Source organism: Ilyomonas limi (genome assembly GCF_005233845.1).
Lineage (GTDB): Bacteria > Bacteroidota > Bacteroidia > Chitinophagales > Chitinophagaceae > Ilyomonas > Ilyomonas limi.
Genome location: NZ_SZQL01000007.1, coordinates 82,114 through 101,386, shown reverse-complemented (window position 1 = coordinate 101,386; position 19,273 = coordinate 82,114). Strand labels below are relative to the sequence as shown.

At 41.4% G+C, this 19,273-nt stretch carries 19 protein-coding genes; 12 read left to right on the top strand and 7 right to left on the bottom strand.

Annotated features, from left to right (window positions below; genetic code table 11):
* Positions 1-155 precede the first annotated feature (155 nt).
* Positions 156-1,628, bottom strand: a complete 1,473-nt coding sequence (locus tag FC093_RS10505) for a hypothetical protein (protein WP_137261731.1) — start codon at positions 1,626-1,628, stop codon at positions 156-158.
* A 350-nt stretch (positions 1,629-1,978) separates the two neighbouring features.
* Here FC093_RS10505 and FC093_RS10500 point away from each other — a divergent pair, with 350 nt between their 5' ends.
* The 6 genes from FC093_RS10500 (at position 1,979) to yidD (ending at position 5,247) form a co-directional block, all read left to right on the top strand.
* Positions 1,979-2,440: a DUF4268 domain-containing protein gene (locus tag FC093_RS10500; RefSeq protein WP_137261730.1), complete on the top strand. Its 462-nt coding sequence runs from the start codon at positions 1,979-1,981 to the stop codon at positions 2,438-2,440.
* A gap of 117 nt (positions 2,441-2,557) precedes the next feature.
* A complete protein-coding gene (locus FC093_RS10495; RefSeq protein WP_137261729.1) occupies positions 2,558-2,950 on the top strand; it encodes a DUF6799 domain-containing protein in 393 nt (130 codons plus the stop codon).
* An 88-nt stretch (positions 2,951-3,038) separates the two neighbouring features.
* Positions 3,039-3,887: a glutamate racemase gene (murI, locus tag FC093_RS10490; RefSeq protein WP_137261728.1), complete on the top strand. Its 849-nt coding sequence runs from the start codon at positions 3,039-3,041 to the stop codon at positions 3,885-3,887.
* A gap of 226 nt (positions 3,888-4,113) precedes the next feature.
* Positions 4,114-4,269: a 50S ribosomal protein L34 gene (gene rpmH / locus FC093_RS10485; protein WP_137261727.1), complete on the top strand. Its 156-nt coding sequence runs from the start codon at positions 4,114-4,116 to the stop codon at positions 4,267-4,269.
* A 195-nt stretch (positions 4,270-4,464) separates the two neighbouring features.
* Positions 4,465-4,890 (top strand): ribonuclease P protein component, encoded by a 426-nt coding sequence (locus tag FC093_RS10480; protein WP_137261726.1) that lies wholly within the window; start codon positions 4,465-4,467, stop codon positions 4,888-4,890.
* Between the two features lie 126 nt (positions 4,891-5,016).
* A complete protein-coding gene (yidD, locus tag FC093_RS10475; RefSeq protein ID WP_170971052.1) occupies positions 5,017-5,247 on the top strand; it encodes a membrane protein insertion efficiency factor YidD in 231 nt (76 codons plus the stop codon).
* Between the two features lie 58 nt (positions 5,248-5,305).
* Here yidD and FC093_RS10470 read toward each other — a convergent pair whose 3' ends face one another.
* From FC093_RS10470 to FC093_RS10460, 3 genes are all read right to left on the bottom strand, one after another.
* On the bottom strand, positions 5,306-5,917 hold the full coding sequence (locus FC093_RS10470) for a hypothetical protein (RefSeq protein WP_137261725.1): 612 nt from the start codon (positions 5,915-5,917) through the stop codon (positions 5,306-5,308).
* A gap of 62 nt (positions 5,918-5,979) precedes the next feature.
* Positions 5,980-6,585 carry a superoxide dismutase gene (locus tag FC093_RS10465; RefSeq protein ID WP_137261724.1) on the bottom strand — a complete coding sequence of 202 codons (606 nt, stop codon included), beginning with the start codon at positions 6,583-6,585 and terminating at the stop codon, positions 5,980-5,982.
* A 202-nt stretch (positions 6,586-6,787) separates the two neighbouring features.
* Positions 6,788-7,528: an EcsC family protein gene (locus FC093_RS10460; protein ID WP_137261723.1), complete on the bottom strand. Its 741-nt coding sequence runs from the start codon at positions 7,526-7,528 to the stop codon at positions 6,788-6,790.
* A gap of 299 nt (positions 7,529-7,827) precedes the next feature.
* Between FC093_RS10460 and FC093_RS10455 the strand changes: the two genes are divergently transcribed.
* The 3 genes from FC093_RS10455 (at position 7,828) to FC093_RS10445 (ending at position 12,293) form a co-directional block, all read left to right on the top strand.
* On the top strand, positions 7,828-8,337 hold the full coding sequence (locus FC093_RS10455) for a hypothetical protein (RefSeq protein ID WP_137261722.1): 510 nt from the start codon (positions 7,828-7,830) through the stop codon (positions 8,335-8,337).
* Positions 8,338-8,515: 178 nt separating this feature from the next.
* Positions 8,516-11,155, top strand: a complete 2,640-nt coding sequence (mutS, locus tag FC093_RS10450; protein ID WP_137261721.1) for a DNA mismatch repair protein MutS — start codon at positions 8,516-8,518, stop codon at positions 11,153-11,155.
* 85 nt (positions 11,156-11,240) lie between these two features.
* The gene (locus tag FC093_RS10445; protein WP_137261720.1) at positions 11,241-12,293 is read left to right on the top strand and encodes a glycoside hydrolase family 43 protein; all 1,053 of its coding nucleotides are present in this window, start codon (positions 11,241-11,243) and stop codon (positions 12,291-12,293) included.
* Positions 12,294-12,299: 6 nt separating this feature from the next.
* Here the strand turns inward: FC093_RS10445 and FC093_RS10440 are convergent, their stop codons facing one another.
* Complete coding sequence (locus FC093_RS10440; protein ID WP_137261719.1) at positions 12,300-13,472, bottom strand: acyltransferase family protein; 1,173 nt, start codon at positions 13,470-13,472, stop codon at positions 12,300-12,302.
* Between the two features lie 213 nt (positions 13,473-13,685).
* On the opposite strand from FC093_RS10440, the gene FC093_RS10435 reads away from it, so the two are divergent.
* The 3 genes from FC093_RS10435 (at position 13,686) to FC093_RS10425 (ending at position 16,977) form a co-directional block, all read left to right on the top strand.
* Entirely contained in the window at positions 13,686-14,597 is a 912-nt protein-coding gene (locus FC093_RS10435; protein WP_137261718.1) for a sulfotransferase, read from the top strand.
* Positions 14,598-14,604: 7 nt separating this feature from the next.
* On the top strand, positions 14,605-15,543 hold the full coding sequence (locus tag FC093_RS10430) for a sulfotransferase (RefSeq protein ID WP_137261717.1): 939 nt from the start codon (positions 14,605-14,607) through the stop codon (positions 15,541-15,543).
* A gap of 321 nt (positions 15,544-15,864) precedes the next feature.
* Positions 15,865-16,977 carry a glycosyltransferase gene (locus FC093_RS10425; protein ID WP_170971051.1) on the top strand — a complete coding sequence of 371 codons (1,113 nt, stop codon included), beginning with the start codon at positions 15,865-15,867 and terminating at the stop codon, positions 16,975-16,977.
* 35 nt (positions 16,978-17,012) lie between these two features.
* Here FC093_RS10425 and nfi read toward each other — a convergent pair whose 3' ends face one another.
* Positions 17,013-17,696 (bottom strand): deoxyribonuclease V, encoded by a 684-nt coding sequence (gene nfi / locus FC093_RS10420; protein WP_137261715.1) that lies wholly within the window; start codon positions 17,694-17,696, stop codon positions 17,013-17,015.
* A gap of 199 nt (positions 17,697-17,895) precedes the next feature.
* Positions 17,896-19,209 carry an FtsX-like permease family protein gene (locus tag FC093_RS10415; RefSeq protein ID WP_137261714.1) on the bottom strand — a complete coding sequence of 438 codons (1,314 nt, stop codon included), beginning with the start codon at positions 19,207-19,209 and terminating at the stop codon, positions 17,896-17,898.
* Positions 19,210-19,273: the final 64 nt, after the last annotated feature.

The following is a 19,273-nucleotide window of genomic DNA, read 5'->3' as shown; positions in this document are numbered from 1 at the left end:
CATCTTTGCGGGATAGCCAATGGGAATGTTGTTAAGAATACAAGAGCAAAAAATAAGGTTGTAAATTAATTATTGCCGATGCAATATCTCAGGTAATGCTATCAACTGCTTATTATTTAGTATTATTAAACCGTAGGTTTTCTGTTGTTTTAAGGTTATTTACAATACTGCACATTTATTTTTTGCAATCCATAAAATCTTTTTAATACCTCAATGCTGCTGCTGTCGGCAAGATCATCGTACAGGTACAGTACAGATGGCTTTTGCTGCATAATCATTTTTACCTGCTCTTTTTGTGTACTGAACCTTGAATTAATGAGGCTGTCGGCACACATATCATAACTTAAAATTGATACTTCCTGCTGCTTATGAAGGCTTGCCTGCTGTAGTGTTTGCTCTCTGTTGGTTAGAATAATATCGTGCAATTTGCCAGAGATGCTACTTTTAATCAACTCGCCATAAAACCTGTTGCAGCAAAGGGTTACAGTAAGCAGGCACATAAAAAAGGGATAAAGATTACGTCTGGCAAAGGTGAAAGTATAATGGCTGCCAACATAAAACAAAAGACATAATAGTAATAATACAATAAATTGTACTATCACATTATCCGCCCGTTCGGGAAAAGAGCCGTTGGACACATACATAATTGGGAAAAGAACAACCCATACCATAACGGTGCAAATAAATAAAATTGTCCAGTTGTACATTGGTATCCATTTTTTAAAAGGAAAGGCTGGCCTTTCAAGCTTAATATAACTGCCTGCAAAAAAGACAGCAATTGCTGCTGCTAAAAAGAGAGGATTTTTTAAAACAATCCAAAAGGCATACACCGTTCTGCCGGCTGCCACAGCTCCTGCTTTTATAAAACCAGCCGCAGGTATGCCGGCACTTCTTACCGCATTGCCCGGCGCTGTAACTGTAAATAACAACGAGGCTCCATACAGTAATGCTGCACTGGCAATAAATAAACGATGCCTGGAATTGCCCGCAAGTAAAAAAATACCGGTGAGTATTATCCCATTTACAAGCGCTGAAGTTTCGTTGTTGCCATTAATGAGTACTATACAAAGCAGGATGGTAATGGCACAGGTGATGGTTGTTATTTTTTTGCCGGAAAAGAAAAGTAAAATAAGACAAGCTAATTGGAGATGTATGAGTATAATGCTGGGCTGGTAATTGCTGGCACTGCTAAACCAGTAGTAAGCCGATGATACTTCGGGCAGCGAAGAAATTTGTACGGCCAGATAGCACAAGGCATACAATGCCATTGATGCGTAATGCGTAGTGAAGTTGATGATGTATTTATTTATTGCAGAGAATAGAAAAAAAATGCTGATAAAATAAAGTGCCAGCAGTACATAGGTATGTACATAATAATGGGATAGCATAAAGTTTTGGTAGGCTTCTATTTTGGTGAGGTATTGCGAAAAAAATCTGCCGCCCCAGGTGAGATAAATATGCTTTTCGTAGCCCCAATAACCATAATCACGCACATCGCTCATCGCAATATAATCATCTGTGTGCGGATGATTATATAAGGCTAAAAACAACATTAGTCCAAAAAAAAGGAGCAGAAAAAAAAGTAGCGTGAAACGAATAAAAGTGGGAAACGCCTTGTGTGTGTTCATAAATTATATATTGCTGTATCAGCAAATAATTTTGCAAACAATAATACAGCCTTTAATACAATTAATTCAACTGAAAGTAAAGATATATAGCTGTGTTTTATTATTGCTTTTGTTGGCAGATGCTGAACTTGTAAATAGAGAAGCATAAATTGGAATACTTAAAACATTGTTGCTATGAGTAGCATACGCAGTATATAAAATTGTATTTACGGGATAAGAAGTGAACGGTAATGCTGTACATTGAATTAGCGATGGGAGAGACAGCATAGGAGTTAAGAGCTAATCAACCCTGCAAATTCTAAAACCTGCAACCACGTTTTCAAGCCGCTTCCCTCCCTATCTTTACCTTCATGTACTCCAAACAGGAAGCTTCACAATTACGGCAGGAATTCTGGACGGCTTTCGGACAATATATGTCGCCTGTGCTATCAGGCGAAGGCGAAAAAATTAATTGGATTAATTATAAGACCGGTGAAAAGGACATTTATTTCCGCATGAATGCTGATAACAAAAAAGCATCCATCGGGATAGAATTAACCCATAAAGACGCTGACATTCAGGCATTGTATTTTGAACAATTCAAACAGCTAAAGTCCTTACTGCAAAATGCACTTCCGGGAAAATGGACCTGGCTGCTGCATGCCAGGAACGAACAAGGAAAAACCATCAGCCGTATTTATACCGAAATAGAAAATGTAAGTATTTTTAAGAAAGACGATTGGCCACAGCTCATCTCTTTTTTCAAACCACGCATTATGGCTTTGGATGAATTTTGGAGTACTGCCAAATATGTTTTTGAAGCTATGCGATGAAGTGATTCCACATTAAAACCTGCTTTATTTTTTGCCCATCCTGTACTGCCAAAAGCAACAAAAAATAACCCTTTTCGTGGCTTGTGTTTTGATGCGTTTTACATAAATACACAATCTATGAAAAAGATATTTTGCTTTGTAGCAGTGCTGCTGATTGCCGTTACTGCTTTAGCTCAAACCGATACAACGATGCAGGATACTACAGGCTTGCGCATGATGCACGACAGCATGATGCAGCAGGGTATGAAAGGAATGCACGGTAAAATGCGCGATTGCATTATGATGATGAATGGTAAAGCGATGGTAATGAAAGGCGGACAACATACGTTGCTCAACCAGCAAATGACACTCTCCAATGGTACCGTTGTGATGCCCGATGGCACCGTAAAAACGACTGACGGTGCTACCCGGATGCTGAAAAACGGCGAGTGCGTGTACATGGATGGTACGATGGGCAAAATGCCAATGAAAGGCAAAAGGAAGATGGCAAAAGACAGTACCAATAGGTGATGTCTTTTTTTATTAACAGGCTGCCTTCGCAAGGGCAGCTTTTTTATTGTTGAACTACCGGATTCCTTAGTTTTGAGCCAAATACAAAATGTTGATTTATTCATCTGCTAATCCAATAAATACCGGCGCTATCGGCGTGTTCGATTCGGGCTATGGCGGCCTTACCGTGCTAAAGGAAATCGTGCGAAAGTTGCCGCAATACAATTACATCTATCTGGGCGATAACAGCCGTGCACCGTATGGCAACCGCTCTTTTGAAACGGTGTATCACTACACTTTGCAGTGCGTGCAATGGCTGTTTGATCAGGGATGCCCGCTGGTAATACTGGCTTGCAATACCGCTTCAGCCAAGGCATTACGCACCATTCAGCAAAACGATTTGCCCAAAATAGCTCCAAATAAAAGAGTACTGGGCGTCATTCGCCCTACTTCGGAGATTATTGGAACATATACCAAGAACAACAAGGTGGGCATCTTGGCTACCAAAGGCACGGTGCAATCGCAGTCTTATGTAATCGAAATCAATAAATTTTTTCCACACGTGCAGGTGGAGCAGGAGGCTTGCCCTATGTGGGTGCCGCTGGTAGAAAATAAAGAGCACGAAAGCCACGGCGCTGATTATTTTATAAGAAAAAATGTAAGTGAATTGCTGAAAAAAGACCGCGATATAGATACTATTTTGCTGGCTTGTACGCATTATCCGTTGCTCAAAAAAAAGATAGAAGAATATGTGCCGGTAGATGTAACTATTTTATCGCAGGGCGAAATTGTGGCCAATAGCTTAGCTGATTATTTGGAGCGCCACCCCGAAATAGAGCAACAATTAGCTCAGTTTGCGCACCGCCGCTTTTACACTACCGACGATACCGCTGATTTTGACAGCCAGGCAGAAACGTTTTTTGGCGAGCCGGTACATTCGGAACACATTGATTTATAGACGCTGTTAAGCTGCAAAAGCACGAAGTCTCTCATTTTGTTTAATAAAGTAAACTTTATACTTTACTGCCGTTATGGCTAATACAACAAAATTTTTAACCGCTTATCTTTTCCTTTTCAGAAAATTTTTCTACTTTCGCGCACCTTTCACCGGGCTGCAGTGATGGTGACTGTGCCTGAAGGCTGAAAAATTTATTTGTAAAAAGGCTAAGAAAAAATAATTCATTATGAAACGTACATTTCAACCGCATAATCGCCGCCGCAAATCGGTACATGGTTTCCGCAAGCGTATGCAAACAGCTAACGGCCGCAAAGTATTGGCGAGCCGCCGGGCGAAAGGCCGTCATAAACTCACAGTTTCTGACGAAAGAAAACTGAAATAATTACCCACATCTCTCCACCCTAAGTGGAGAAATATAGCGAATGTTGTCCATTACAGCCTCACTTTTGTGAGGCTTTTTATTTTGGAGGCGTGAAGACATATTTGAACCACAGAGCAAGGCTCAGAGAAACACCAGGCGCTCTTAGTGAAACTTCTTTACTTCGCATCTTAATGGTTAGAAATTTTATAAATACCATTGACAAAAAGATTTACATACACCAAAAAAGAAAAGCTGAAAAGTCGCAAGCAGTTGGAAGCTTTGTTCAGTAAAGGCAATACATTATTGCATTTTCCTGTAAAGGTGTTCTACATGCTGCCGGATGTGCCAATTGATAATATTGTAAAAGCAGGTGTTGGCGCCAGCAGTCGCAACTTCAAAAAAGCAGTGCAGCGTAATCGCATTAAGCGCTTACTGCGCGAAGCATACCGCCTGAACAAACAGCCGCTGCATCGGTTTTTAGAAACACACAACCGGCAATTGATTGTTTTTTTGTTGTATGTAGATAAGGGAATGCCACAAAAAAGTATAATTCAAAATAAAATGCCTGTAGTTTTGGAAAAGCTGATGAAAGAACTTGCAAGGCAAGTGGCAGATGAGGCAGCGCCAAACAAAATAATTTAACACAGGCTTCAATTGGGTTAAGTATATAAGCTGCTCAGGCATTCAACTGCCGGCTTTGAGCAGAATGCATAACCTGTTTGCTAACAGAAAATGGTATAATAATCACAAACTCCTTAAGGTCTGGGCATGAGAATGATTCTCAAAATACTAAGCTATCCATTTATCCTGCTGATAAAAATATATCAGTATGCCATCTCGCCGCTGATTGGACCTAAATGCAGGTTTACACCCACCTGTTCCAACTATGCTTTACAGGCATTTAAAAAGTATGGATTATTTAAAGGCTTTTGGCTTACGGTAAAAAGGATAAGCCGCTGCCACCCGTGGGGCGGCAGCGGCTACGATCCGGTACCTTGAAATATGGTAAGATAGTAAACTACATTTCTACTTACATCCTCCCTTTGTTCAACAACTACTACTGATTTGGTGATGGCGGCGCCGTAGTTAAACTTTTCAGGTGTTCAATCGTTTCCCTTATTTCGCTCACCATAAAAAAGCGATACACTTCCGGCTCTTTATTACCTTGCTGTTGTATAGAGGTCATTTTGTGAAATGGGCCAACTATAAATGCATCCGTATTGTCGGTAACCTTTACCGCATGGTTGGGCAAGATGAAATAGTTGCGGTTAGCAGCACTTACATTACTATCCTTTATCAGTTGCTGCAACGAATCTATCTGATGTTTTAAAAATTCCTGCGTGTACACTTTGGTTTCTGTTGGCGGCGCACCGTAACGTTGATAACTGCCCACAATCGTATCGGGCTTGGCATTCAATACATAATAACCCGGGCTATCCAAATCTACAGTTGCTTTCCCTGCCTGCGAGGTAATTTGCAGCGTTATCTTATCTTTTGTATCAAAGTCAACGGTTTGTTCTTCGCTGCTGGTGCCGCTGGTTACGGTAATAGTTTTAGCCTCTTTATCAATGGTTGCCGTCCCTTTCGAAATCACCAGTACTCTTTTCAGGTTATTGCCGCTACAGGCTGCGAACAGTATAGTTAGAATAAAAAAGCATATTTTTTTCATAAGTATAAAAAAATAAAAATAGCCATCTTAGGTGATAAGATGGCTATTACTTAATGAGATAATTATTTTGCTTCGGCATACAACTCCGATACTTTAGCCCAGTTAACAACATTCCAGAAGTTGTTGAGGTATTCAGGGCGGCGGTTTTGATATTTAAGATAATACGCATGTTCCCACACATCCACGCCCAAAATAGGAGTGCCCTTTACTTCGGCTACGTCCATCAGCGGGTTGTCCTGGTTAGGGGTAGAAGTTACTTCCAGCTTGCCGTCTTTTACAATCAGCCATGCCCAGCCACTGCCAAAACGGGTAGCAGCCGCTGTATTGAATTTTTCCTTGAATGCATCAAAGGATCCAAAAGCGCTGTTGATAGCTTCTGCTAGTTCTCCGTTTGGTCCGCCGCCTGCATGAGCTGCCATAATGGGCCAAAAGAAGCTATGATTCCAGTGTCCGCCGCCATTGTTACGTACGGCTGGCGAAATAGCGCCTGCATTTTTTATAATTTCTTCCAGACTTTTATTTTCGTGTTCGGTGCCTGCAATGGCTTTATTCAGGTTATCCACATAAGCCTGATGATGCTTATCGTGGTGTATCGTCATGGTTTGTGCATCAATATAAGGTTCCAGCGCATCATATGCATAGGGCAAAGGCGGTAATGTAAATGCCATAATCAATAGTGTTTTTAAAGATTAAAAAATGATTAAGAACAAAGTTAGTCAATTGATGTTGATATGATTATGAAAAAATCATTTTGTTCCTCTTTGCGAAAATGAGTGTATTGGAAATGCTATTGTAGGGAACAAACATTATGAGTATCTGCGCAGTGTCGTTATTTAATGTCGGGTAATATTTAGTAGCTGATTAAAACGTTCAGCCCGCACTCACCCTGTAAATATCTTTATTAATAAACCGCATTCTGTACGCCTGCTTTGCTGTAAAGCCCAGTTTTTGTATCAGTTTGTAATTGGCAATAGCACCAACCGCAGCACCAATAAAAGGAATCAGTTGCGCCAGCTTGGCAATATCAATGTAATCGCGGTATTGCTGCTGAAAAGTTTGCCAGTCAAACTCGTGAATATCGGCTGGCAGTTGATGCAGTTTTTCGTCCCAATCTTCTATTTGCAGATACACTTTTTTGCGTTCTTCATCCGATGAAAAAGCCAGTTGAAAAATATACAACATGTACAATCGCTCACGGTAATCTTTTACATCAAAGCCATACAAAGCAGCTATATCAAACAGCATTTTTATTTTAATACCGAGTAAAATAGGAAAATCGGCAAGGGATGTAAAAAAGCCGCCTGCGCCGGTGATTCCGCCTTCTGCCGCCCCTGTTTTCTTATAGTTTTCTATTTTAACATCCACCAATGCCTCCCGCTCCTCCAGCGAGGTATTTGCAAGCGGTTTGGAGGTGGTATAAGTTGCACCAAACAACACAGCCCTTATCATATTTTTGATAGCTGCTGTAATGGCATTGTGGACTTTTTGCGGTATAATGCTGTTTATTTTACCCTGCACCGCAGCAGCCATTTTACTGGTTAATGAAGGCTTACGCAGCATCTTGCGCCGCCAGTCTTTCAATTCATGTATGATTTGCTGTTCGTACTGCATAATGCTAAAATTAATGCTTCATTCTCAACAAATAGCTACTGTTATCTTTTACGTTGGTTTAAAGCCAACAACTTACAATTACTAACCTATTAGCTATTAATTCAGCAACATCTGCTTATGACTTTATAAGCGCTTTTAAGTAATCGCTGTTTATACTTATATTATACGCATACTTCGATGCCATTACTTTAAAAGTCATTAAATGATAAATGATTTTTTTGTATTATTTAATGAAGGCTTAATTGCAGGAATTTCCTCTTTTCTATTGTTTTGTGTCTCAAATTTTTATCAAAGTCTAAATGAAAACGAATAAAGTTTTTCAGTTATTTTCTGTGCTTTTTTTAATGGCAGTATGTAGTAGCTGTGCTACTATTGTAAGTAAGAGTTCTTATCCCGTAACCTTTGGCTCTTCTCCTGCAGGCACCACCGTAACAGTTACCAACAGGGAGCATGTAGAAGTTTTTAAGGGTAAAACACCTTGTGCCGTAAAGCTGAAAGCAGGCTCCAAATTCTTCTCCAAAGAACAATATACACTTAAGTTCTCACGGCTCGGTTACGAAGACAGAATAGTGCCTATTAATTTCAAAATCAATGGCTGGTACTTTGGAAATATTTTAATTGGCGGCGCAATAGGTATGTTGGTAGTTGATCCGGCAACAGGCGCTATGTGGAAGATAGAGCAGGATGACTTTTACGAGAAATACGATGCATCAGACAGGAAAGCCGCAGTAACACAGCCAGCACTAAATATTGTGTCGGTTAACAACGTTACTGATTCTTTGAAGTCGCGAATGGTAAAGCTAAATTAATTTATACATTTTAATGAGCTTATAACCTGAAGCAATTTAAAAGAAGACCGCAGTTTATCAAAACTGCGGTCTTCTTATTTAATGGTAACTGAAAGTTCAATAAATATATTACAGTTTTTCTTCGCTCAACTGCCATCTCTCAACTGCCAACTTTTGTACTATCAACTATATTTGCCGCATGTCCAAAGCCAGTGCAGAAACACCGCTGATGCAGCAACACAAAGCCATCAAACAAAGATATCCCGATGCGATATTATTGTTTCGGGTGGGCGATTTTTATGAGACGTTTGGCGAAGATGCCATTATTGCATCGCAGGTCTTGGGCATTACACTTACCAAGCGCAATAATGGCGCAGCTTCTTCCAGCGAGCTGGCGGGTTTTCCGCACCATGCGCTGGATACGTATTTGCACAAGCTGGTAAAAGCCGGCTATCGTGTAGCCGTATGCGATCAACTGGAAGATCCAAAGCAAGCCAAAGGCATAGTAAAGCGAGGTGTAACCGAAATGATAACGCCAGGCACCGCTACTAATGAAAAACTGCTGGAGAATAACAGCAATAATTTTTTGGCGGCCGTTCATTTTGATGAAAACAATATTGGACTGGCTTTCCTGGATATTTCTACCGGTGAGTTTTTTGTAGCTGAAGGCGATACGGAATATGCCGATAAATTGTTGCAAAGCTTACGTCCTTCCGAAGTCATCTTTCAGCGCAATCTGCAGAAGCATTTTAAAGAGTTGTTCGGGGTAAAATTTTATACCTATACCCTCGAAAGTTGGATATGGGATGAAGCTTATACCGCTGATATGTTGCTCAAACATTTTCAAACCCATTCGCTCAAAGGCTTTGGTATCGAAAACATGCGCAATGGCATTATCGCTGCCGGCGCCATCCTGCATTATTTAAAAGAAACAGAGCATCCCAATCTGCAGCATATTACTAATGTGCAGCGTATAGAAAGAGATGATTTTTTGTGGATGGATAAATTCACCATTCGCAATTTGGAAATCTTAAGCAGTGGTGGCGAAGGCAGTAATAGCCTCTTAAAAGTATTGGATAATACGGTAAGCCCCATGGGTGCGCGCCTGCTCAAACGCTGGATTATCTTGCCGCTGAAAGATCTTACAAAAATTAATGAGCGCCTGAATGCCGTGGCTTATTTTATTAAAGAAGTAGATTTACGTAAGCATTTGGTAACACTCATTAAACAGTGCGGTGATGTAGAACGGTTGGTAAGTAAAATTCCAACCAAAAAAATCAACCCGCGCGAAGTGGCGCACCTTGCACGCGGACTGCAAATCACTGAACAGATAAAGCAGCTATGCAGTACTTCCAACAATGAATATTTGCGGCGTTTGGCAGATGGGTTGAACGGCTGTCATTACATAGTAGAAAAAATTCACCGCGAGATTGCGCCCGATCCGCCGGTAGCTGCCAGCAAAGGCAATGCAATTAATAAAGGAGTGCATGAAGAATTAGATAGATTGAGAAACATTGCAAGTAAAGGCAAAGATTTTTTAATCAATATTCAGCAGCGGGAGGCAGAGCGCACGGGCATCAATTCTTTAAAAATCAGTTTTAATAATGTGTTTGGCTATTACTTGGAAGTAACCAATTCGCAGAAGAACAAAGTGCCTTCAGACTGGATACGCAAACAAACGCTTGCGAATGCAGAACGCTTCATTACGCCCGAACTGAAAGAATACGAAGAAACCATCACCGGCGCCGAAGAAAAGATGCTGGCTATTGAGTTGGAATTGTATGATAAACTGTTAACAGAACTGCAGGATTATATTGCGCCTGTGCAGGTAAATGGTAATGTGCTGGCAACACTGGATTGCCTCTTATGTTTTGCGAATAATGCCGTACAATACAACTATAAACAGCCGGAAGTGGGTGAAGGTTTAATATTAGATTTAAAAGGAAGCCGCCATCCGGTAATTGAACGTAATCTCGCAGCAGGCGAACAATATATTGCGAATGATATAACCCTCGACCCCGAAAAAGAACAGATTATTATTCTTACCGGACCCAATATGAGTGGTAAAAGTGCGCTCTTGAGGCAAACGGCTTTAATTACGTTGATGGCGCATGCCGGTAGTTTTGTGCCGGTGGATGCAGCTATCATTCCTTTAACCGATAAAATTTTTACACGGGTTGGAGCGAGCGACAATTTAAGTGGCGGCGAAAGCACGTTTATGGTAGAGATGAATGAAACGGCAAGCATCATCAATAATATTTCTCCGCGCAGTTTGATACTGCTGGATGAAATTGGCCGTGGTACTTCTACTTATGATGGTATTTCTATTGCGTGGAGTATTGTGGAATATTTGCATGCCTCAACATGCGCACCCAAAACATTATTTGCAACACATTACCATGAATTAAACGAATTGGAAAACAAGTTGCCGCGTGTAAAAAATTATCACATAACCAACAAAGAAATCGGTAATAAAATTATCTTCCTGCGCAAGCTGGCTGCGGGTGGTAGCACACACAGTTTTGGTATTCATGTGGCTAAGATGGCTGGTATGCCGCCGGCATTAATTGACCGGGCTAATGAGATACTAAAACAACTGGAAGAAAAGCATGTGGATGAAGGGGCTGAAAAGGCGGAAAAAGTTGTAAACCCGAGAGTAAGTAAGACTGAAACCAATATGAAAAAGTTATCTGCTGCACGTATGCAACTTTCTATTTTTGATGCGCACAGCGAAACATTCGATGAGATAAGAAAGATGTTGGAAATTATAGATATTAACCGCCTTACACCGGTAGAAGCATTAATGAAACTGAATGAAATAAAAGGCCTACTGAAGTAGTTAACTTGCCGGAATATTTCGGCAATTGTATTTATCCTGATTTGCCGCATTCTTTATGTTTAAACGCCTATAACTATTGCCAACTATGAAACCATTCTATTTCCTTTTTATTTTAATAATTACCTGCACCCAGTTTTCGTGCAGCGTACAAAAAAGCAATCCACCTGCCACTACTACTTTTACCAACCCTTTATTGCCATCCGGCGCCGACCCATATAGTTTTTATAAAGATGGCTATTACTATTACACCAATTCGCTTGGGGATAAGATTGGTTTGTGGAAAACAAAAAACCTGGCAGATTTACCACATGCACAATATAAAACCATTTACACACCGCCATCGGGCACTATGTATTCAAAAGATCTATGGGCGCCCGAAGTAATGTTTTTAAAAGGTAAATGGTACGCTTATTTTGCCGCCGATGATGGCGACAACAATCACCATCGTATGTATGTATTGGAGAATGCATCGGCAGACCCGATGGAGGGCGATTGGACTTTTAAAGGAGAGGTAAACGATTCTGCAAATAAGTGGGCAATTGATGGTGATGTATATGAATACAATGATCAATTGTACATGGTGTGGAGCGGCTGGCAAAGTGATGTAAACGGCGAACAGGATATTTACATTGCCAAAATGAGCAATCCGTGGACCATCAGCAGCGGCCGCGTCCGCATTTCGAGGCCAACGTATGATTGGGAAACGCATGGCGACTTGAACGATCCCGTAAACCCGCCGCATGTAAGCGTAAATGAGGGCCCGCAGTTTTTAGCGCACAATAATAAGCTGTTTGTTATTTACTCTGCCAGTGGCTGCTGGACTGATTATTATGCCTTAGGAATGCTGACTTTCAACGGGCAAGGCGACCTGCTGGATTCTACGGCATGGACAAAAAATCCGGAACCGGTTTTTAAACAATCACCACAGAATAGCGTATATGCGCCGGGGCATAATTCTTTTTTCAAATCGCCGGGTGGCACGCAGGATTGGATCTTATATCACGCCAACGATGCGCCGGGCTTAGGTTGCAGCGACAAGCGCTCACCGCGTATGCAGCCTTTTACCTGGAATGCCGATGGTACCCCCAATTTTGGCGTGCCGGTAAAAGAAGGTGTGCCGATTCCCATTCCTCAATAATTGGTGCTAAGCTAATACACTTTCTTTTGTCTTCGCCAACTGCTTAACAGCAGGTACCGGCATTGCAGCTGCATTTTTACTGTACTTCTTAATCAGTTTATTCCCCCATTCAATGCCTTTGCTTTCGATGGTGCGATACGTAATCCATGAGAGGAAACTGCTTACTGCAAATGTCATTAGTGCTAACATGCCATATCTCGAAAAACCGGTAAACGATGCAGGCAAAAGATGCTCAAAAAATTTCAACACAGCAAAATGAATGAGATATAAGCTAAAACTGATTTCACCCAAAAAGCGCATCAGCTTGTTGTCGAAAAACATGAAGTGATGTTGTGATAAAAAGAATACGATAACGGTAAAAAAGATGGCAATCACAAAATGTTCCTGCACTATCATATTTGGTACAATGTAGCGACCGAAGAATACAAAGAGCACCAGTAATGCAATAGTAGCACCAAGCAGCACGGTAGCTTTGGTCTTACTGGCTACGGCATAATTTTGCCCTGCAAAAAACAATATAATGCCCAATATAAATACGGCTGCCTGGTTGGGAAACCAATAATATAAAAACCAGGTTTCGGGGTTGCGGTAATCTATACCCATGTGGGTGAGTGTAAAACGGATGCCATATTGCAGAACAACAGAACCTGCAAGCAACACCACAAACAACCATACTGCAGTCTTCAGGTCTTTTATTTTACTAAATAAAAAAGGTACAAAACAATAAAACACCATTTCGGCGCCTACCGACCAACCACCCGGCGGCAGATAATTAATAGTGCCCGGGATAAACGTGTTGAGATAGAGCATATTGATGATTATATTACCTACTTTTAGCGGATGACCATCGTTGTACTCCGGCAGGTAATAACAAATGATACCATACACCAGCGCTGCTAAATAATACATCGGGCTTATCCTGAACAACCGGCGGATAAAAAAGTTGCGTACCGTATATTGCCTGTCGCTAGTGCTTCTTTTGGAGTAAGAAAGAAAGAGTGTAAAAGCACTGGCAATGAAAAACAATTGTACGCCAAAACTGCCTTTGCTGCTGAGATAAGTAAACGTATCGGGCAGTCCGTTAACGGCTTGTGCAACATGCAGTAGTACTACCATCGTAATGGCTATCCCACGTACTGCATTAATATAGTTGAACTTGGCGTTTGATATTGGTTTCATCAAACAAATATAAAATCCTTATATGTCAATATTATTACCTGTAAAGCTTTTAAGGTGAATACAGGAAATTTTAATAATAAAAGCCACAAAATATAGTTGGGTGCATCGGTGCAGAAGGATTAAAAATTATATTTTTTATTAATGTAATTGTTCAACTTTTGCTATAGTAATCTTTTTTCACCTATTTTTACACCCATCACAAATGCAACCAAGATGAAATACGAAGAGCTGCTTCGCAAACCCATTATCATTTTTGGCACCGGACGTTCCGGCACAACTATCATTTCTGATATTCTTTTTCAGCATGAAGATTTGGCGTGGCACAACAATTTTCAGGAATTAGTTCCCTGGACGCCAGCGGTTAATCTCTTAAGAAGAGCATTTGATAATAAGTGGTGGCGAAAGATTGGCATGAACACGCAAAACAACAAAAGTGTATTGAACTGGATAGCTTTTCGCCCTATAGAACGATATAATTTCTGGGAAAAAATCACTGGTCCGCGTATTGATTTTTCGCGCGGCTTCCTGCTCGATACAACAGCTACAGAAAAAGAAAGAAAATATATGCGCGGCTTTTTTGCCAAAATGGTAAAATATCAAAAGCGCAAGCGGCTGGCATTTAAGATTACCGGTCCTTCGCGTATGGAGTATATGATGAGTATTTTTCCTGATGCCGTATTTATAAACGTACAGCGCGAACCGTTGGGTACCGTGCGCTCGTGGCTGGAAGTAAATTTTTGGCAGGACAAAGGTAAAACACAGTTGTGGTGGACGGGCGCTTACTCGCCCCAGGAAGAGGCGGAAGCAGAAAGGCTGGCTACAGAGCCGGCACTCATCACCGCTTTTCAATACAAAAAATTAAGCGAAACCACCGCTTATGAAATTGAAAAAATGAAGCCGGAGATTTATGAAGTGCACTACGAAGACTTCATCAAAAATCCAAAAGCTTTCATTCACGATTTAATGGGAAAGCTGCAACTTCAACCTTCCAAACTGGTAGAGGATTATATGGCTCGGGTGCCTATCCGCAATACTAAAAACAGCGAAGAAAGAAAAAGCTACTTCACCGAAGAGCAGAAGAGGAAAATTTTAGAAATTGTAGGTGACAACAATGTAATTGCTTAATACCCTTATGGCTGCAACAATCAAGTACGAAGCACTTTTACAAAAACCAATTATCCTGTTTGGCAGTGGCCGCTCGGGCACTACCATTATTTCCGAGATATTATTTCAGCACGAAGATCTGGCGTGGCATTCCAATTACCAGGAAATATTTCCGCGCTTTCCGCAGATCAATTTTCTGCGTCGCTTGTTTGATAATAGCTGGTGGCGCATGGTGAAGTTTTGGAATTTTGTAGGGGTAAGTAAAAATACGCGACAAAAAAAGAGTAAACAACTTATCAATCTCGCCATTTTCAATCCCATAGAACGATATAATTTCTGGGAAAAAATCACTGGACCGCGTATTGACTTTTCAAGAGGTTTCCTGTTGGATACAAAAGCTACGGAAGAAGAGCGCACCTACATCCGTTCTTTTTTGGCGAAACAGGTAAAATACCAGGGACGCAAGCGGCTGATTATGAAGTTTACCGGACCGGCAAGACTGGAATATTTACACTCTATTTTCCCTGATGCCATTTTTGTAAATATTGTGCGCGAGCCAATAGCCACCGTGCGTTCATGGCTCGAAGTTGGCTTTTGGCAAACCAAAGGCATCAACCGTTTGTGGTGGGTTGGCGCCTATTCATCCGAAGAAGAAGCGGAAGCAGAAAAGCTGAAAAACGATCCGGCGCTCATCACTGCTTTTCAATACCGTAAACTGATGGAAACTACAGCTTACGAAATAGAAAAGCTGGGCTTGCAGGTGTACGAGTCGCACTACGAAGATTTTGTAAAAGACCCGCACACGTTCATTTACAAGCTCATGGAGTATATGCAGTTGCCGCTATCGAGGCACGTAGAGGCGTATATGCAAAATATTTTTGTAGCTAACCGCAACGAGCGTACTTCCAAAAAAACACCATTTTCCGACGAAACTAAAAAGCGTATCCTTGAAATTGTTTCAGTATAATCGTTTTGCTGATTCCATTTTTTTAGAAAAGCAGTGTTGGAATACAACAATTGGGCGTGTCCCCGCGGCGGCTCAAGGTTTGGTAACTCCCAATGTTAAAGATTATATTTCAAGCTATTGCCGCCGCGCGGTCGGGCTATCCGCTGCAAGTCCGGCTCTGGAGCCTTTTCACAAAGCGCTTCACCAGGCTTTCCGCTACTATCCCTCACGCGCTCCGCAACTACAATTTTGCAATATTGCATTGTTCTCACAACTGACAATGCGCCAATCACATATTCACAGTTGACAATTCACCATTCACAATCTTCAATATCCCCGCTCGTGGAAAATAATAAAATAAAAGTCGCGCATGTTATCCGTGTGTTCAGCTATGGCGGCGCCGAAGTATTACTGCGTGAGATATTTGCATCCCGTACTTTTCAGCAACAGGTCATCTCAGATTTATTTATACTCGACCATAAAAAACTCGGCTTGCTGCCGCAGGTAGAAGGTAATATCCGCAAAGCCTACTATTACCGCATTACTACTGTAAAGTTTTTGCTGGAATATATTAAGTTCCTCCGCCACATTGCCAAAGGTGATTACGATATTGTACACATGCACCTACCCGTGGCAGGATGGATGGGGATTGTAGCCAAATTGTTTACAGGCAAAAAAACAAAGTTCATTTACTCCGAACATAACCTCGTAACGCATTACTCTAAGTACAACTACAATCTCAGCGGGCTTACTTATAGTTATTTCGATGCGGTGATTTATGTATCGCACGAAGTAGGCGAGGTGATTAAGGAACAACAAAAGGGCAGGTTTTTCAAAACAAAGAAAGCGGTAACCATTTTGAATGGAATAGACACGGAGAAGTTTAATAACAGCAACAAACTGGAACAACGAAATGATAAGCTAACTGTTGGTCTGGTGGCCCGTTTTCGCCCGCAAAAGCGTGTGGACAGATGGGCAGAAGTAGCTGCGGAAGTGAAAAAATTGTCCGATAAATTTTCATTCCTTATGGTTGGCGATGGACCAAGCGATAATTTGCTGCGCGAAAGAATGGCGGAACTTGGACTAAAGGAGAATGTAGACATTCAATTGCCCGGTCAGCAAACCGATACGTTTGCCCAGTACAAGCAAATAGACATCTTTTTGCTCACCAGCGATTTTGAAGGGTTGCCGCTTGCCTTGCTTGAGGCAATGAGTTGCGGGTGTGTGCCGGTGGTAAGCGATGTAGGTGGTATTCGCCAGTTGGACTTTGATGGTTTTGGCTATAAGTTTCACACCTTCAATGCCAAAGGTATTGCTATGCAGATTGTAGAATATCTGGATAAAGATAAGTGGGCTTGCGAAGGTAAAAAATCGCGGCAGTTTGTTGAGCAAAATTTCTCCTTACACAAGCAGGTAGAAGAAATTCTGGATTTGTATAGGGAAATGCTGAGGTAGGAAATACTAATAAGACTTGCAATGCCCCTGATTACTCATTTTCCCACTTCACTCATATACTTTCTCCGTTCTTCATTTACAAAATTGTGTGCAAATCGTGTGGGCTCGGGAATGCGGTATTTACGCACGCATTGCAAAATGATATCTAAACTTTGCTGCATAGAAATGAGATTGCCCGGCGATACAAACACCGGCTTTACATTGCGCTTCGTGCGCAGCACTTTAGCAATTACTTCGTTATGATGAATTAAATCGGTATAACTGCCAGGCTCCTTATGTGGATCGGTGTACTTACCGGCGAGTACGCTTTTAGCGCAGCCAATCGTAGGCGTTTGCATTACTAAACCAAAGTGTGTAGCAATGCCCATTCGTCGCGGGTGCGCAATGCCATGTCCATCCAATACCAGCACATCGGGTTTTGTGGTTAATGCTTCCCATGCTTTGCTTAGCGCTGGCACTTCGCGAAAAGCCAATAAACCAGGTATGTACGGAAATTCGGTAATATCTACAACTGCTTTGGTCTCTACTACCTGCAAAGAGGGAAACTGCAATACCACAATGCCTGCATATACCGTGGTAGAATATTTATTAAAAGAAATATCGGCGCCGCCAATAGTGGTGATTTCTTTTTGCAGTGGTGACAGATCCAATTGCTGGCGTAATTCTTTTTGTATGGCAACTGCCTCTGATGGAGTAAGATGGTTATAATCTAATGGCATACCATAGCTAAACAATTGAAATGCCAGTTGATGGTAATGTTGTTTACGATTGTAGTTTCAGCTTGAATTTGATGATTAAAAAATAGTTGAGGCTGCCTGTCATTCCACACAAAGTGCCCTTAAAATGTTAGTAATAATAGCTTTGTATCGGGCGCATTTGCGAAATGACGAATTGCTTACATTTTCTACATTATTACACTCAACTCTTCAACGAAAAAAACTGCTGCGCTGCTTTGCGCGATGGCAACCAGGCCGCTAATAAGGCAACAATAATTATGGTAACAGTCACCAAAATAAAATCACTCAACAGCATTTTTACAGGATAATAATCTATCAAAAAAGTACCGCCTTCCAGCTTGATAACTTTGAGTTTGAGTTGAGCAATACATATTAGAAAAGCGAGTATAATGCCGCCGCCACCACCAACGCTTGCTAATACCAATCCTTCATTTAAGAAAATACCCTGCACCATTTTATTAGTAGCGCCCATCGCTTTCAGCACAGCTATATCTTTTTGTTTTTCCAACACCAGCATCGTGAGTGCACCAATCATGTTGAAAGCCGCAATTAACAAGATCAGGCAAAGAATGCAATAAATAACCCACTTTTCCAACTGCATCACCCCAAATAAACTGGCATTTTGCTGGTAACGCGTTTGCACATTGAACGACTTGCCCAGGGCGGCGTGTAACTGTTGCTGTACTTCATTTTCATTTACATCCGGCTTTAAGGCTAATTCAATGCTGCTGTACTGGTTGGGTTGCAGGTCGAGCATGTATTGTACAAAAGGAAGATTAGTAAATGCATACTTATTATCAAACTCCTGCTGAACCAAAAAAGAACCCGAGGCGTTAATATTCGCCGAGTTCATCGCATCGAGACTATTGAAGTGCTTTGCATTACGGTTGGGCAGGTAAATAACAAATGGCGTTGCACTTTCGCTGGCATCAGTAGCAATAGCACTTTCTACACCTACGCCTAATATCAATAGCGGGTTATCGGCATCGCCAATGTTGTACTCGCCGTGCATGATATGATTTTGCAGCCTGCTTACTTTCAGGTAATTGCTGTCAACACCTTTGAGGTAAATAATAGTTTGTGCATCGCCATTTACCAATAGTGCCTTTTCTTCTGCCACAAAACTCACTGCTTTTATACCATTTACTTTATTAATGGCATTCATCTGCTCAGGCGAAATAGTCATGAATTTACCCTTTGACGGCGCAATGCGTACATCTGCATAAAAGTCGCCGTACAAGCCTTTTACCAGGTCTTCGAAACCATTAAATACACTTAATACAATAATGAGCGCTGCCGCGCCAACGGCAATCGCCAACACACTTATCCATGCAATAACATTGACTGCATTAGTTGTTTTTTTGGAACGGAAATACCGCCACGCAAACAGCCAACGGAGGAAACCGAGCGGACGCCCGCCTGCTCCTGAAGGGGAAAATCCCCCATCCCCTGAAGGGGAGTTTTTAAGCTTCGTAGTCTGATGGGATGTTTGCAATATATTAATATTCGTTGTTTGTATTAAGTAATATGTCCGAAAACATGTTGATGCATGTCTTCTT

What these genes read in the sequence shown, in the direction of transcription:
- FC093_RS10505 (WP_137261731.1), bottom strand. Translation starts at nt 1,628, where the DNA reads ATGAACACACACAAGGCGTTTCCCACTTTTATTCGTTTCACGCTACTT.
- FC093_RS10500 (WP_137261730.1), top strand. Translation starts at nt 1,979, where the DNA reads ATGTACTCCAAACAGGAAGCTTCACAATTACGGCAGGAATTCTGGACG.
- FC093_RS10495 (WP_137261729.1), top strand. Translation starts at nt 2,558, where the DNA reads ATGAAAAAGATATTTTGCTTTGTAGCAGTGCTGCTGATTGCCGTTACT.
- murI (WP_137261728.1), top strand. Translation starts at nt 3,039, where the DNA reads ATGTTGATTTATTCATCTGCTAATCCAATAAATACCGGCGCTATCGGC.
- rpmH (WP_137261727.1), top strand. Translation starts at nt 4,114, where the DNA reads ATGAAACGTACATTTCAACCGCATAATCGCCGCCGCAAATCGGTACAT.
- yidD (WP_170971052.1), top strand. Translation starts at nt 5,017, where the DNA reads ATGAGAATGATTCTCAAAATACTAAGCTATCCATTTATCCTGCTGATA.
- FC093_RS10470 (WP_137261725.1), bottom strand. Translation starts at nt 5,917, where the DNA reads ATGAAAAAAATATGCTTTTTTATTCTAACTATACTGTTCGCAGCCTGT.
- FC093_RS10465 (WP_137261724.1), bottom strand. Translation starts at nt 6,585, where the DNA reads ATGGCATTTACATTACCGCCTTTGCCCTATGCATATGATGCGCTGGAA.
- FC093_RS10460 (WP_137261723.1), bottom strand. Translation starts at nt 7,528, where the DNA reads ATGCAGTACGAACAGCAAATCATACATGAATTGAAAGACTGGCGGCGC.
- FC093_RS10455 (WP_137261722.1), top strand. Translation starts at nt 7,828, where the DNA reads ATGAAAACGAATAAAGTTTTTCAGTTATTTTCTGTGCTTTTTTTAATG.
- mutS (WP_137261721.1), top strand. Translation starts at nt 8,516, where the DNA reads ATGTCCAAAGCCAGTGCAGAAACACCGCTGATGCAGCAACACAAAGCC.
- FC093_RS10445 (WP_137261720.1), top strand. Translation starts at nt 11,241, where the DNA reads ATGAAACCATTCTATTTCCTTTTTATTTTAATAATTACCTGCACCCAG.
- FC093_RS10440 (WP_137261719.1), bottom strand. Translation starts at nt 13,472, where the DNA reads ATGAAACCAATATCAAACGCCAAGTTCAACTATATTAATGCAGTACGT.
- FC093_RS10435 (WP_137261718.1), top strand. Translation starts at nt 13,686, where the DNA reads ATGAAATACGAAGAGCTGCTTCGCAAACCCATTATCATTTTTGGCACC.
- FC093_RS10430 (WP_137261717.1), top strand. Translation starts at nt 14,605, where the DNA reads ATGGCTGCAACAATCAAGTACGAAGCACTTTTACAAAAACCAATTATC.
- nfi (WP_137261715.1), bottom strand. Translation starts at nt 17,696, where the DNA reads ATGCCATTAGATTATAACCATCTTACTCCATCAGAGGCAGTTGCCATA.